General features: G+C 41.2%; 16 protein-coding genes. 10 read left to right on the forward strand and 6 right to left on the reverse strand.

What is annotated here, in order from left to right; all coding sequences use genetic code 11:
- Positions 1–105: 105 nt before the first annotated feature.
- Both FHS24_RS07500 and FHS24_RS07505 read left to right on the forward strand, forming a co-directional pair.
- Complete coding sequence (locus FHS24_RS07500; RefSeq protein WP_183620318.1) at positions 106–495, forward strand: DoxX family protein; 390 nt, start codon at positions 106–108, stop codon at positions 493–495.
- 77 nt (positions 496–572) lie between these two features.
- Positions 573–1295 carry a YoaK family protein gene (locus FHS24_RS07505; protein ID WP_227671732.1) on the forward strand — a complete coding sequence of 241 codons (723 nt, stop codon included), beginning with the start codon at positions 573–575 and terminating at the stop codon, positions 1293–1295.
- 175 nt (positions 1296–1470) lie between these two features.
- Here the strand turns inward: FHS24_RS07505 and FHS24_RS07510 are convergent, their stop codons facing one another.
- Entirely contained in the window at positions 1471–1821 is a 351-nt protein-coding gene (locus FHS24_RS07510; RefSeq protein WP_183620320.1) for a GNAT family N-acetyltransferase, read from the reverse strand.
- A gap of 307 nt (positions 1822–2128) precedes the next feature.
- On the opposite strand from FHS24_RS07510, the gene FHS24_RS07515 reads away from it, so the two are divergent.
- The 3 genes from FHS24_RS07515 (at position 2129) to FHS24_RS07525 (ending at position 4669) form a co-directional block, all read left to right on the forward strand.
- Positions 2129–2842 (forward strand): pirin family protein, encoded by a 714-nt coding sequence (locus FHS24_RS07515; protein ID WP_183620322.1) that lies wholly within the window; start codon positions 2129–2131, stop codon positions 2840–2842.
- A gap of 65 nt (positions 2843–2907) precedes the next feature.
- Positions 2908–3846 (forward strand): pirin family protein, encoded by a 939-nt coding sequence (locus tag FHS24_RS07520; protein WP_183620323.1) that lies wholly within the window; start codon positions 2908–2910, stop codon positions 3844–3846.
- Positions 3847–4057: 211 nt separating this feature from the next.
- Positions 4058–4669 carry a nitroreductase family protein gene (locus tag FHS24_RS07525; protein ID WP_183620325.1) on the forward strand — a complete coding sequence of 204 codons (612 nt, stop codon included), beginning with the start codon at positions 4058–4060 and terminating at the stop codon, positions 4667–4669.
- 198 nt (positions 4670–4867) lie between these two features.
- Here the strand turns inward: FHS24_RS07525 and FHS24_RS07530 are convergent, their stop codons facing one another.
- From FHS24_RS07530 to nadR, 3 genes are all read right to left on the reverse strand, one after another.
- Positions 4868–5320, reverse strand: coding sequence for an Mpo1 family 2-hydroxy fatty acid dioxygenase (locus tag FHS24_RS07530; RefSeq protein ID WP_183620327.1), 453 nt, complete (start codon positions 5318–5320; stop codon positions 4868–4870).
- Between the two features lie 203 nt (positions 5321–5523).
- Complete coding sequence (gene pnuC / locus FHS24_RS07535; protein WP_183620329.1) at positions 5524–6282, reverse strand: nicotinamide riboside transporter PnuC; 759 nt, start codon at positions 6280–6282, stop codon at positions 5524–5526.
- A gap of 137 nt (positions 6283–6419) precedes the next feature.
- Complete coding sequence (nadR, locus tag FHS24_RS07540; protein ID WP_183620331.1) at positions 6420–7460, reverse strand: multifunctional transcriptional regulator/nicotinamide-nucleotide adenylyltransferase/ribosylnicotinamide kinase NadR; 1041 nt, start codon at positions 7458–7460, stop codon at positions 6420–6422.
- Between the two features lie 543 nt (positions 7461–8003).
- Between nadR and FHS24_RS07545 the strand changes: the two genes are divergently transcribed.
- The 4 genes from FHS24_RS07545 (at position 8004) to FHS24_RS07560 (ending at position 12295) form a co-directional block, all read left to right on the forward strand.
- Complete coding sequence (locus tag FHS24_RS07545; protein ID WP_183620333.1) at positions 8004–8216, forward strand: PspC domain-containing protein; 213 nt, start codon at positions 8004–8006, stop codon at positions 8214–8216.
- Between the two features lie 476 nt (positions 8217–8692).
- A complete protein-coding gene (gene glyQ, locus FHS24_RS07550) occupies positions 8693–9688 on the forward strand; it encodes a glycine--tRNA ligase subunit alpha (RefSeq protein ID WP_183620811.1) in 996 nt (331 codons plus the stop codon).
- A 9-nt stretch (positions 9689–9697) separates the two neighbouring features.
- Positions 9698–11791: a glycine--tRNA ligase subunit beta gene (glyS, locus tag FHS24_RS07555; RefSeq protein WP_183620335.1), complete on the forward strand. Its 2094-nt coding sequence runs from the start codon at positions 9698–9700 to the stop codon at positions 11789–11791.
- Positions 11792–11968: 177 nt separating this feature from the next.
- Positions 11969–12295 carry a hypothetical protein gene (locus FHS24_RS07560; RefSeq protein WP_227671733.1) on the forward strand — a complete coding sequence of 109 codons (327 nt, stop codon included), beginning with the start codon at positions 11969–11971 and terminating at the stop codon, positions 12293–12295.
- A 127-nt stretch (positions 12296–12422) separates the two neighbouring features.
- Here the strand turns inward: FHS24_RS07560 and FHS24_RS07565 are convergent, their stop codons facing one another.
- Both FHS24_RS07565 and FHS24_RS07570 read right to left on the reverse strand, forming a co-directional pair.
- Positions 12423–12866 carry a cell division protein ZapA gene (locus FHS24_RS07565; protein WP_183620337.1) on the reverse strand — a complete coding sequence of 148 codons (444 nt, stop codon included), beginning with the start codon at positions 12864–12866 and terminating at the stop codon, positions 12423–12425.
- Positions 12867–13021: 155 nt separating this feature from the next.
- Complete coding sequence (locus FHS24_RS07570) at positions 13022–13462, reverse strand: hypothetical protein (protein ID WP_183620339.1); 441 nt, start codon at positions 13460–13462, stop codon at positions 13022–13024.
- A gap of 207 nt (positions 13463–13669) precedes the next feature.
- Between FHS24_RS07570 and FHS24_RS07575 the strand changes: the two genes are divergently transcribed.
- Positions 13670–14323, forward strand: coding sequence for a UPF0149 family protein (locus FHS24_RS07575; protein ID WP_183620341.1), 654 nt, complete (start codon positions 13670–13672; stop codon positions 14321–14323).
- The last annotated feature ends 103 nt before the right edge of the window (positions 14324–14426 follow it).

Consider the following 14426-nt stretch of genomic DNA (forward strand, 5'->3'; position numbering starts at 1 on the left):
GAACTGTCATTTGTAATTATTGGTGTTTATCCTTTTACATTCAACAATTATACTGGCGCCATTCTATGATTAAAACGTATTTAAACACATTCTTGGAGAGTAACGATGGACAAATTACAACAGCTTAGTGCCCCGATTGGTCGCCTATTTCTATCAATGATTTTTATTTTTTCAGGCTTTACTAAAATTACAGGGTATGCTGCCACTCAAGGTTATATGGAATCGATGGGCGTACCTGGTATGCTATTGCCTTTGGTTATTGCTATTGAGCTGCTTGGTGGTATCGCTATTCTATTAGGCTTTAAAGCGCGCTTAGTAGCGATTTTAATGGCTGGCTTTAGCGTGGTTTCAGCGCTACTTTTCCACCAGTTCTGGATTGATGAATCACAAATGAACCCATTTATGAAAAATATCGCGATGGCGGGTGGTTTCTTGATGATTTTTGCTCATGGCGCAGGCGCTTATTCAATAGATAATAGTAATACGCACAGATAATCACCTATCACTAAAACTAAGAAAACGATGATTAAGTGTACATTGATGCTCACTACTACTTATGCCAGTCCCTTATTATGACAATTAATAATCACAGCGTATCCAATGATAATTTGCCAAGTTTTTGGCAACGTCACCAAACGCCGGTGCTATTAACGGTCGTCGGCGGCGCGATTGATACGATCGGTTTTATCACCTTGTTTGGTTTCTTTACTGCACATGTCACGGGTAACTTAGTGATGGCGGGTAGTGGCTTGGTCAAAGGTGAAGATGGTCTATGGATTAAGCTTGCTGCCTTGCCGTTGTTTATTTTGACGGTCATGGTCACTAAGATATTTATTGATCATAGTAAAAATAAGCAGCTAACGCTGAGCCATTTATTTTTAGCGGAAGCCGTTTTTTTAACCGCCTTTATGATAGCTGGTCTTTACTATCAGCCTTTTGTCGACGCCGGCGATATAAGCGTGGCAATAACGGGTGGACTCGGTCTAATTGCGCTAGCGATTCGTAATACTGCTAGTAAAACGGTGATTAAACATATGAGCCCTACCGTGCTGATGACGGGTAATACCACACAACTGGGTATCAATCTGACCGATTACTTGGTTAATCGGACAGGCGAAAATGGCAAAAAATTGGCCCATAGTTCAGTATTGGTCTTTAGCTTTTTAGTTGGCGCTTTAGTAGGTGCCTTGCTATATACGCAGCTGAGTTTTTGGGCAGTAGGCTTATTTGTATTGCCAGTGTTATATCTGTCAATAATGGCACGCGATAAAGAATTTTTAGAGCATATTGCTTAATAAGTTTTAGCTTAATCATTCCACTGCTTATATTATTGCTATTAGAAAGTATCGCTTATAAAAATCATTGCCCATAAAAAATCCTACCCATACAAAACATTGCCAATAAAAAACGCCATATCCGTAAAGATATGGCATTTTTTTGCTTTCTATTTAAGCGCTTATGTGTAGCTATTTAAGGCGTAGCATTATGAAACACTGAGTTGTCTTGGTACTCTGGATGCTTGTCGATATAAGATTTTACATAAGGACAAGTCGGTTTCACGCGCAAGTTTTTCGCAGCCGCATCATCTAAGATATATTTGACCAAGTAACCTGCAATACCTCGACCACCTAACTCTTCTGGCACTTCGGTATGTTTGTATTCAATACCTTTTTCACCTGCGCTGGTGGTAAAGAATTCATAATCTTCCAAAGCAATCTTGCCATCGATATGAATCTCAAAACGCTTTTTATCGGTATTATCGATAATTTCATAACCTAATGCTTCTCTATTTTTTTTATCTGACTTTGCCGTATCTGACATGGTTAAATTTCCTTATATCGTAAGTATGATTAACATCTTCTAGATTTAATTTACATTTGCTATCGTTGCTTTTTTCATAACACTTTTATCATAACTTTGGCCATAGTAACAGCTTATGCTAGTTGACCTGTTATCCATATATTACGCTATCTTTATGACGTTATTGTTCTAAAAATAAGAATAGTTAATTGCGATTATCATTGTTTATCTATTAGTAGACAACAATTATAATAGATCCATTGTTTAAACAATTTAATGAATCATAAATTCTAAAGCTGTTTAACTTACTAATAATTAAGGATAAATTATGAAAACGATCTATCATGCAGCAGATTCTCGTGGCGATGCCAACCATGGCTGGTTAAAAAGTAAGCATACCTTCAGTTTTGCCAATTATCACAATCCAGAACGTATGGGTTTTGGCGCTCTACGCGTCATCAACGATGACTTCGTTATTGGCGGTCAAGGCTTCGGTAAGCACTCGCACCGCGATATGGAAATTATCAGCATCCCATTATCAGGTAAGCTCGGTCACGGCGATAATATTGGTAATAATGGCATTATCGAGACGGGCGAGATTCAAGTCATGTCAGCGGGCACTGGTATTACGCACAGTGAAATGAATGGCGATGACAAAGAAGATGTGAAATTCCTACAGATTTGGGTCATCCCAAATAAAATGAACGTTGAGCCTCGTTATCAGCAAGTTCGTATGGACGATATCCTTAAGCCAAATAAGTTCAACCAAGTATTGTCGCCAAATAGCGACGACGCAGGGGTATGGATTCATCAAGATGCTTGGTTTAGCATGGGTGATTTTGATAAAGGTATCACCCAAACTTATGAGCTAAAAAACCCTAATAACGGCGTTTATATCTTTGTCATTAGCGGTAAAGTCGTCGTAAACGGTAACACTTTAGATACTCGCGATGGTCTGGGCGTTTGGGATACTAAGAGCTTTACGATGGACGTAGAAGAAGATGCTAAAGTATTGCTAATGGAAGTTCCTATGAGTTTTTAATGCTAAACAATGAGCTTTATCTTTTCGTCACACTATATCCAGTATCAAATAATAAGAGGTGAATCATGAGTATCGAAACCTTAGAACCACGTTTGGCCGATGTTGGCGGTATTCCTATCGCGCGTCTATTACCCAATACAGGCAAAAAGCCAATAGGCGCGTGGTGCTTTTTAGATCACGCCGGTCCTGCCGAATTTGGTGAGGATGAGTTAGGTATGCAAGTCGGTCGCCATCCGCATACCAACTTGCAAACCTTTAGCTGGATGTTAAATGGTGAGGTGCTGCACAAAGATAGCTTGGGTAATGAGCAAGTTATCAGCAAAAATCAAGTCAACGTCATGACAGCAGGTACGGGTCTGACACAAGGTATCAGTCATACTGAACAAAGCGTTTTCCCCGATACGGGCGGCTCAGCAGATGCAGCACGCGGCTTGAGTATGGTGCAGCTGTGGATTGCATTACCGACCGATCAGCAAATCGAGCGTAGCTTCCATCATTATCCAGAGCTGCCAACATGGCGCGAGGATAGCGTCAAGATGATTCTAACGACGGGCAGCTATACCAGCGTATCAGGTGAGCGTTACGAAGCGCCTACCATCCAGTATTCAAAAATGGTTGGTATCGATGTGTATTTCGTTGAAGACGGTGAGGTCACGCTTAACTTAGAGTCGGGCTTTGAATACGGAATCTTGGTGACAGAAGGGCAGATCGAGTCTGAAGGCAAAATCTGCAAGCAAGATCAGTTGTTTCGCTTCCATGATAGCGATGTTGCCAATAATGAAAGCATCAAGCTGGTCGCCAGAAAAGGTACCCGTGTGATGTTTATCGGCGGTGAGCCATTGAACAACCAAGTGTTACTGTGGTGGAACTTTGTTGCTGACAATAAAGCAGAGATTGAGCAATCTATCATCGACTGGAATAACGGTCATGAGCGTTTTGGTAATGTCGACTCTGATATGAATCGCTTGCCAGCGCCAGAGTTGCCTGAAGGTTTCAAAGGTTAATTTAACGGTAATTTTTATTCGTTAAACTATTTTTGCAATAGGCATTCATCATTAAGTTTTTCTTGCAAAAGTAAAGTGCGGATTTATCTCAAACATCCATATAATAATTGAGATTAAAGAGTAGGGTTTTTTTAGATAATTCATTGACCCTATTGATTTAACGGTTATTTTCATTGGATTAAAATTATATTAGTCATATGGAGAAATATATATGTCAGACCTAAAAACATTACAGCAATTGGCTGAAAAGCGTCGTTCTATCTATGCATTGAGCAATCAATTGCCAGTATCAAACGATGAAATCATCAAGTTGGTTGAGCATGCAGTTTTACACACACCATCAGCGTTTAACTCACAATCAACGCGTATAGTCGTTTTATTTGGCGATGACCATAACAAGCTTTGGCAAATTACCGAAGATACGTTACGTGGTATCGTTGGTGACGATGAGAAGTTTAAGTCAACAAAAGAAAAAATCAATGGCTTTAAAGCCGGCGCTGGTACCATTATGTTCTTTGAAGACCAAAGCGTCGTAAAAAGTATGCAAGAAAACGCGCCTTTATATGCAGATAAGTTCCCAACTTGGGCACATCAAACCAGCGCGATGCATCAGTATGTTATTTGGACGGCATTGGCCAGCATCGACGTTGGTGCAAATCTGCAACACTATAACCCTGTCATCGATGACAAGGTTGCTGAAGCATGGAATATTGACAAAGACTGGGCGCTGAATGCACAAATGGTATTCGGTGCCATCGAACAGTCAGCAGGCGATAAAGCATTTAAGCCAGTTGAAGATCGTATGCAAGTATTTGGCAAGTAATATGTTCTATATTAGCGTATCAAACGTATGCTAAATAACGGACGTGTTTAATGCTTGAAGCGAAAAATTAGTAGTGAAAAAGTAGCAAAATCAAAAAAGCGCCATTCAACTATCCGTTGGGTGGCGCTTTTTTTGCATAAATGGTTAGGGCGTGAGCTTGCAAATGCTGAGCTTAAAGATAACGGCAATAGAGAATCGTTAGGATTGACTTTTTTTACGACCCATTAAGCTATTAGCCACCCAGGCTGGACCAATTAATAAGAATTGTAAATCTTCAAAAAATGATGGTTTTTTACCCTCAATCTTATGACCAATAAACTGTCCAATCCAAGCAACGATAAAAATACCTGCCCAAATCTTAAAGCCCCATGGTAATAACGTCATTACTGATAGGCAAATAAGAATAAAGATGCCCATTGCTAAAAACAGCGGTGTCGATAAGCGCATATAGAATATTAAAACCAAAGCGCTCATCACTAAAGTAAACCAGACTGAAAGCGACATACCCATGCCTAGCAAACTGACAAAAATGGCCGGAACACATAGCCAATGGATTTTTTTATTGACTAGGTTTTGATGACTGACAGAATACTCACTGAGCCATTGCTCAAGTGTGCGTTTAGACATGCGATTGTGCGACGTACGAGACATACTAACCTCCCTGTTAGTAAATAAATGACGGTTAAGCAATAACAGCCAGTAGATAAATGGAAAACTCCACTAATTAATACCAGTTGTAGCACTAATTAGCCCAATCTGCCATTTTATCTGGTAGACCGTACAGTCAAAGCTTGTTATCTTTTTAGTCTCATTTGCCTGTTTTTCAACTTTTCTTCACTTACTAAAATTATCCATTAACGTATTGGTTTTGCCAATTCTACAGAATCTTGCTCGCTACGATACCACTCATAGAGTCCGACAAACGAGTTCACTTGATAAACCATGGTTTGGATAGCAAAGATATAATTGCCCGACATTAAGTTGACGGTCAGCCAAACGAAATTTGATAAAATCCATAACCACCAATTAAATGAATAGCGCAGAATCATCGCTGCCTGCGCGGTGATAGACAGTACAAAGGCAATGACGTTAATCCAAAAGAAAGAGATAAGCCCTAAAAATTTACTATTATCATCTTCAACGACGGCATAGCCATAGCTGGCAAGTAAATCATTTACGGTAGGAAATAGCGCCAAACCAATAACCATAAAGGCAATGGTCAGTAGCCAAATCCAGCGACTGGCAGATTTGGGCACCATATCCCCATCGGCATCAGTATGCTTTGACCAATAAAAAATCCCATAAAGATGGCTGAAAAAGTTGAAAAGTGGCGCTAACATCAAACCGACTGCGCCAGAGGTTGCTTGGACGACAAATTCCCCTGCGGTCGCTGCCATGCCAAAGCCATTACCCATTATGTTTTTGCGAAATGATAGTGATACCACGCAAATCAAACCGATAAATGACACGGCTAAGTAAAACCAGTCAAGGGTCGTGTGCTCTGTGGTCAGCCAAAACCCTGCTGATAAGGCAATCACGCCGCAAATAAACCAAATGACAATCCATTGTATCGCCCATTTTCCGGTGATATTGTCTAAGAGTTGAATACGCATAACGCCTTTTTCCTTAAAGTATAAAAGCTATAATAGTTTTTTTCTTATTTTTAGTATGCCGTTTTTGCCATCGCTAATATTTGTCACAATCATTTATTTGTAGCAATCATTTTTGCTTTCGTTCATTTTTGATACCTTTATTTGCCATAAATAACCTCATCGATAATTAATAAGGCTTGCTTATAGCGGGCATCATAATCGGGTTTATCAATCATGTGCGGCTCGATATTATGACGGGCGAAAATATCTAATAAGCGCTGCTCAAAGCGTCCGCGTGCCTCGGGCGTACCCAATGAGCGCATACCATCATCAACCCATGGCGTATTGTTATCGAGCATAATCGTATGATCTAAGCGAAACTCATCGATACAAGCCGCCACAAATGGATGACTACGATCCTCATACTCTTCACAAAAGGCTTGAGTGGTGACAAAGTCAGTATCAATAATAGTGACGGGTGCTGTTGCCCTAGCGGAGGCCTCGCGGATAGCTTGGGCGTGATTGAGCGCAATGGGACCATAATCGCTGTACTGCAAGCCAATCTCGCTACCACCCAAATCTGTACCGACGTATAGCCGCCCCATCTCTAGGGCAAAGCTAGCTCCATAATAATTGGCAAGTTTATGTACTAAGGTTGTCTTGCCTGAGCTTTCACCGCCGACAATCGCAACCGTTTTAGTATAGTCACCGCGTACTTGTGGGTGCAGCGCCGACCAATGCGCGACCGGATTACGCGCAATCGCATAAGAGTCAAATTCAGGCTGTAGTGGAGTGGTAAGCACTGGCATGATTAGCTGCTTACAAACATCGGTTTGTGCCAATGGATGATTTTCTGCGACAAACAATACCGTCTTTGTTGGCAACGCTAACGCGTCAATCAAGCGGTGTAATTTGGCATTGCTAGCAGCCAAATCTATTGCGACGTCAGCAAAGCTCTCATGCAGTGGTAACTCAATCTCATCAGTCGTATGAATATGCACGAACGGCAAATCAGCACACGCCATCTGTAGCCAACGTGCCTTATCTTGTAAAGTGATTTTAAAGTCTGGGTGCGGTGCTGGATGCGCTATAATCACGATATTTAAGGTTTTTGCTTGTCCTGCTGCGTCCAATATACTGCGCATTTGTCCTAAATGTAGCGGTTCAAAATGTCCAATCATTAAGCCTGAATCGTACATAGCTATCCTTACTATTCTAAAAATAATTAATCGACAGTCGTTGTTTTAGTTATTTATCAGCATGGTATAAAGGTTTAAACAGATTTACAGGTAGGTTATTGTAAATTGGCAGTGGTTTATGAGTTTTTTATTGATAAGTAATAACATCAAGCCATTCATTTTCTCGTCATTATTGAAGATAATTCGCAATTTTTGCTAGTAAGTTTATAAGATTTGCTGAGCTATTATTAATCGCCCCTTACTAAGTTTGTAACAAGAGTGGTAAGGTAGGAGCAACAAAGTTGATTATGAAACATTTTGAAATAATTATTTAAAATCAGGGGCTTACAAGTAGTTTTGAGAGGTTAGGGTAAGCTTAAGTAGCATAAATTCACAAAGCACGTCTACATCCTCAACAGATAGAATATGAATAGTTGCTATACTGATTCGTAACTTGAAAAGACTAATATGAATTCAAGAATAGTTTTGAAAAATAATATTCAAAAACAATGATAAATAATAGCTATAAAATAAATATAACCAATATTAAGAGAGGTATTTGATTTGGCTAAGTTAGCAAAATTACATCGCTCACAGAATAATCGCATGATAGCAGGTGTGATGGGTGGCATTGCAGAGTACGTCGGTTGGTCACCTACGTGGGTGAGATTGCTATTTGTTGTTATATCGACAATGAGCGCAGCAGTACCAGGTATTTTGATTTATATCATCTTATGGATAATCATGCCAAAAGCAAGCAGTCAGTCTTATCAATAAGATTTTTCTAAAATTTAAAAAAAGTAATAAAATGCAGAAAACAAGATGTAAAAATTAAGGCCAATAAAAAAATAATAGCCCATGAAAAAATAAAAAGCCTGATTCATCAGGATATCAAAGACATACTTTTCCTCCTGCCCAGATGCTCTGCATTTGGGTATTTTTTTATTTGGGTGTTTAATAACTCATATCCGAAGACCTATGCGGACAGTTCAAGGATAAATAAGACTTATAACTGAGTATTTAAGCTGATTAGACAAATTTAATTGCGCTAAATATAGATAAAATAGTCAATTTTTAGTAAGGTGAGCAGGCAAATAGAGTCGTCGCCGAATAGGCTATACGAGCGCTATCAATATTTTATTTCATAATACTAATTCCACCGTGGCTTTATTACAATGCCCCAAACTATGACAATCCAAACTATGACATCACAAGCGACAAACTCGATGACACAAGAAAAAGACTCTCAACCGATGACGTTTCAAGATCTCATCCTAACTTTACAAAATTATTGGGCCGACAAGGGCTGCGTTATCTTGCAGCCTTATGATATGGAAGTCGGCGCGGGTACTTTTCACACCGCGACATTTTTGCGCTCCTTAGGTCCTGAGCGCTGGAATGCTGCTTACGTGCAGCCATCACGTCGTCCGACCGATGGTCGCTACGGTGATAACCCGAACCGTTTGCAACATTATTATCAGTTCCAAGTAGTTCTAAAGCCCAATCCACCTAATATCCAAGAGTTGTATTTGGATTCATTAAGAGCCATTGGTATAGATCCATTGGTGCACGATGTGCGTTTTGTTGAAGACAATTGGGAGTCGCCAACGCTAGGTGCGTGGGGACTTGGTTGGGAGATTTGGCTCAACGGTATGGAAGTCACTCAGTTTACGTACTTCCAGCAAGTGGGCGGCATTGAGTGCTTCCCAGTGACGGGTGAGATTACTTACGGTCTTGAGCGCTTGGCGATGTATGTACAAGGCGTCGATAGCGTCTATGATTTGGTCTGGGCAGATGGTGAGTTTGGTCGCGTGACTTATGGCGATGTTTTCCATCAAAACGAAGTTGAGCAATCGATCTATAACTTTGAGCATGCTGATGTGCCAATGATGGGTCAGATGTTTGACTTTTATGAACAACAGGCGGATAAGCTAGTTGCTGAGGGTTTGCCATTACCAGCCTATGAGATGGTGCTAAAAGCCTCGCATGCCTTTAACTTACTCGATGCTCGTGGCGCGATTTCGGTGACCGAACGTCAGCGTTTTATTTTGCGAGTGCGTACACTGGCACGTAAAGTCGCCATTGGTTATGTCGAAGCACGCGCTAAGTTAGGCTTCCCATTGGCTGATGAGGCGCATCGTCAAGCGGCGCTCGATAAGTATTTGCCAAAAGAAGAATCGGTAACAGATGACGTTACAGACGCTAGTCAGTCTACTGAAAACAATCAAACTACTAAAAATAATAAATAGGAGCATCCCATGAGTACTATTCTATTTGAACTGGGGTGTGAAGAGCTACCTCCAAAAAGCCTAAAGCCTTTACGTGACGCGCTACAAGCCAGTGTCACCGAGCAATTGACTGAAGCTGATATCACGTTTGATAGCATCAAAGCCTTTGCTGCTCCGCGTCGTTTGGCGATTCAGATTCAAGGTATTAGCGACAAGCAACCTGACCGTAGCGAGCAAAAGCGTGGCCCGGCGATTAAAGCGGCGTTTGATGCAGAAGGTAATCCAACCCGCGCGGCAATGGGCTTTGCCAAGGGTTTAGGTATTGAAGCCAGCGAGCTGATAACCATTAATACCGATAAAGGCGATTATGTGGGCTATGAGCAAGTCATTCATGGTCAAGCGACCACTGAGCTGCTACCTGCGATATTCCAAACGGCGCTTGATAACCTGCCAATTGCCAAGCGTATGCGTTCAGGCGCAAGCCGCAATGAGTTTGTACGTCCGGTGCAGTGGGCAGTCTTGATGCAAGATGGCACTGTCATTGATGCCACTATCCAAGGACATCAGACGGGTACGCAAACCCGTGGTCATCGCTTCCATAGCCCTGATTATCATACTATTGCGCACGCCAATGATTATGAGCAACTGCTCGATGGTTTAAAAGTGGTGGCTGATTTTGATAAGCGTCAAATGCTGATTAAAAATCAAGTTAAAGCGCTGGCCGATGAAGTCAATGCGGATGCTATCGTACCGCAAGATTTATTAGATGAAGTAACCGCGTTGGTTGATTTCCCGATTGCGCTGCGAGCAAACTTTGAGGCGCGCTTTTTACAAGTCCCGCAAGAAGCGCTTATCTCAACCATGCAAGCCGATCAAAAGTATTTTTGCTTGACCGATAAAGCGGGCAAATTGCAGCCGTACTTTATTTTTATTACCAATATTGAGTCAAAAGACCCCAATCAAATTATTGAAGGTAATGAGAAAGTCGTGCGCCCGCGTTTAGCCGATGCCGAGTTTTTCTTCTTACAAGACCAAAAGCAGCCATTATTTGCGCTGACAGAAAGCCTTGAAACGCGCGTCTTCCAAGATAAGCTAGGTACGATTTGGGAAAAATCTGAGCGTATTGCGAAACTTGCCGCTTTTATCGCTACTTTAATGCAGCAGCAAGGTCGTGATATTAGTATTGATGAAACGGTACGTGCTGCAATTTTGTCCAAAGCAGACCTGGCAAGCTCGCTCGTCGGTGAATATCCTGAATTGCAAGGTATCGCAGGCACGTATTATGCGCGTTTAAATGGCGAGCCAGAAACAGTCGCGGCAAGTTTAGAAGAGCAGTATCTGCCCAAGTTCAGTGGTGACGTATTACCGCAGACGCCGATTGGTATTTGCTTAGCTTTGGCTGATCGTTTAGATACGCTGGTTGGTATTTTTGCCATTGACCAAGCACCAACAGGTTCTAAAGACCCGTTTAGCTTACGTCGTTCAGCGATTGGTATTTTGCGTATTTTGATTGAAAAGCAGTTACCGATTAACTTGGTGGCTCTCGTTGAGCAAGCGATTAAAGGCTATAGCACGAGCGATGGTAGCAAGATTGCCAAGATGGGCGATACCTTTACCCAAGTGATGGCGTTTTTAAATTCACGCTATCGTGCTATGTATACCGAGCAAGGCGTTAGCGTCGATACCATTCAAGCAGTGCAAGCAATCAATCCGCATATGCCGCTTGATTTTGATCAGCGTATTCGCGCCGTACAGACCTTTAGTAAAGTGTCACAAGCTTCAATGTTGGCAGATTCAAACAAACGTGTTGCCAATATTTTAGCCAAATCAGAAGTAAGCGTCGCTGATGATGTTGATGAGTCATTGCTAAGTGAGACTGCTGAGCAAGAATTGTATCAAGCTGTTCAGCAAGCGCAAGCGGCTGTTGAACCGTTGCTAGAAACGGCTGACTATACGCAAGTATTGCAAACACTGGTCAGTTTAGATGCGCCATTGACCCATTTTTTCGCTGATGTCATGGTCAACAGTGAAGATGCCGCACTAAAGAACAATCGCTTAGCACTGCTTAAGCAAGTTCGTGCCTTATTCTTAACCGTTGCTGATATCAGTGAGCTGCAGCTATAGTTGGTTCATTATAGTTTGAAAGTTATATTTGACAGTCATAGCCCAATAACACTCTGAGCATTTATGCTTTTGATTTACTAATGAAAAAAAACTGGCTCCATGTGGCCAGTTTTTTATGCGCGTATTCTGCAGCGTTAAGTTTATAATGTCTTAGACCCTATTCGAAGGAGCACTGCCGTGTTGGCCGTTATTATTGTAATTCTTATTATCTGGGCTGTAATGTGGGGCTTTTATAAGTTTATGTATCCGCGCGCGCCCAAAAGTATGATGCCAAAAAAAGGCGATGTAACCACGCCGCGTCAGTGCAATTTTTGCGGCAATAGTTTGGCTGAATATCGCGGTGTGTTAGAGCCCAAGCCCATTTCTGTGGAAGAATCAGCAGCAGATTTGGCGATAAATAGGGACATCGGTAATGATATGAAAGGTCATAAAGAATTGTTCTTTTGCAATTATGAGCATCAAGCGGATTTTCATGCCGGTAAGACTTATCAAATAGATGCCTAAATTTTAAGTCATAAGTGGCAAATCATAAGTCGATAAACTGTTATTTACATTAAAAAAGCGCTTAACTTCAGTGAGTTAAGCGCTTGTCTTTTTAATGCATCACTAGCAATTTAATATCGGTAGCAGCTTATAAAATAGAATGGGCATCTTTCATAATTTTATTTATCAAGGCTTCAGACTGTTTGCTTTGCTGCAGACGATCTTCTTCATTTCTCTGATTGGTATGGATTTTCTCATACAAATTTAAGCAGCATAGTACAAGTAGACTTTCTTGACTCAGGCTTGGCGCATCGCGTTTTAGGTCGAGCGCATAGTTATTGATATAAGAAACAGCCGAGTGCAACTCTTCTTGCTCATGCACGGGACAATAAATCGGATAGGTCACGCCAGCAATCGCCACATCGACCTTTTTGATTTGCGGTTCAGGAGCGCTTGTCGGTTTAGCAGCACTGCTATTTACCACACTGTTATTTGCACTGTTGCTATTTGTATTACTACTATCAGTGTTCGAATTATTTGGCATTGGTTTTTGTGTTTGACTGTCTACAGGGTTTGCGCGGTCATCGGTCATGATAAATCCTACAATATATGTCAGTAAAGTGAGTAATTAACTATCACGGCTATAAATGTGGTAATGATAAACTTAGTGGCTTAATCAGCAAAAAATTAGCAAAAATAGGCAACAAGTTAAGCGTTATTCATTGCAATCGGCGCCTAATATTCTGCTTAGCTTTCTGCTTGATCAATACGGGTTAAGCGCTTTAGTACCACTTGCGTGCGCTCAGCTGCCAGCTCATTTTTCTTCCTCAAATCGTTATTTTGCTGTTTAATATCGCTGTACTGTTGCTTTAATTCATTATTTTGCTGCTGTAGCTCATTATTTTTTTGTTGTAATTGGCTAATCTGTTTTTGCAAATTATCTTGCTCTTCGCCTATCATGTGATGTGCTTCGGCAAGGTTTTGATAACGCTTATCTAAATCGCTCAATTGTTTTTTGGCACCGTCACGCTCGTTATAGCTGCTGTCGAGTTTGGTTTTTAGCGCGACAAGCTCCTTTGGGTCAGTCATTGGTTGTTGCTTGAGGCTGTTAAGTTCAGCACTGACAAGCTGATACTGTTTTTTGATGTCGAGTACCATTTTTTCTAATATTCTAAGTTGGTCATACATAGTCAGTTTTTATCCTTAACAAGTAAGCGTGAATGAATTTTGTTCTCTGCGTTTAATAATGCCATAGGTGACCGCATAATATCTATATCAACAAAGTAATTGTATGCCGCTTTGTCTCGTTGCTTTTAGCAATCGCCGCCTTATTCATAACATCGTGCGGCGTTTGTTTATATTTAATACTATTAATCAATAACAAGGACCTCTATTATGAATGATAATATCTCTGGCTGGAACACTTGGCTGACTGCGTTTGACGACTGGACTGACGTCTCTATCAGTGAGGTACACGGCTTGATGACGGGGCTGATGACCGCCTGTGATGCACCTGATGAGCAGGTATGGGCAAAGGTGTTTGAGGAGCTGAGTTTTGCGCCATTACCTGATGAAGCATTAACATTGTTGACTGAAGAAGCGGAAGACACCGTGTTTCAGTTAAAAGATAAAGACGATGCTTATTCGTATACGCCGCTTGTGCCAGATGATGAACATGACTTGTACGAGCGCGTGATGGCTCTGAAACAGTGGGCAAATGGCTTTATGACTGGTTTCGGTATTACTGACTGTAGTTTGAGTAGCGATGAAAACGAGATGCTATCGGATTTGGCTAAAATCGGTGGGATTCGTTTAGAAGATGACGAAGACTTTGAAGGTGGTGAAGAGTCTTATCTGCATATTTATGAGTTTGCGCGCATGGTGCCAGTGAGCTTTGCTACCCGTAAGCGTAAAGCTGTGAAAGATATTGCTTTGATTGCTGGGTTGGCTATCGATGCCAAAACCACCAAAGAGCTACAAGCAGCAGGTAAGTTGCCAAAACCGATGCCGCCAGTGCTTGATGTGATGAATCAAAACCGTCCTTCATAATAAAGACGCCATCGTAAAAACCAATTGTTATAAAAATCAACTTATCATCAATGCTAGGATTTGCTAAGAAGGTATGATGGATTTTAAGAGCCAGCATTGGCTC

This window comes from Psychrobacter luti (assembly GCF_014192115.1).
In the GTDB taxonomy this organism is placed as follows: domain Bacteria; phylum Pseudomonadota; class Gammaproteobacteria; order Pseudomonadales; family Moraxellaceae; genus Psychrobacter; species Psychrobacter luti.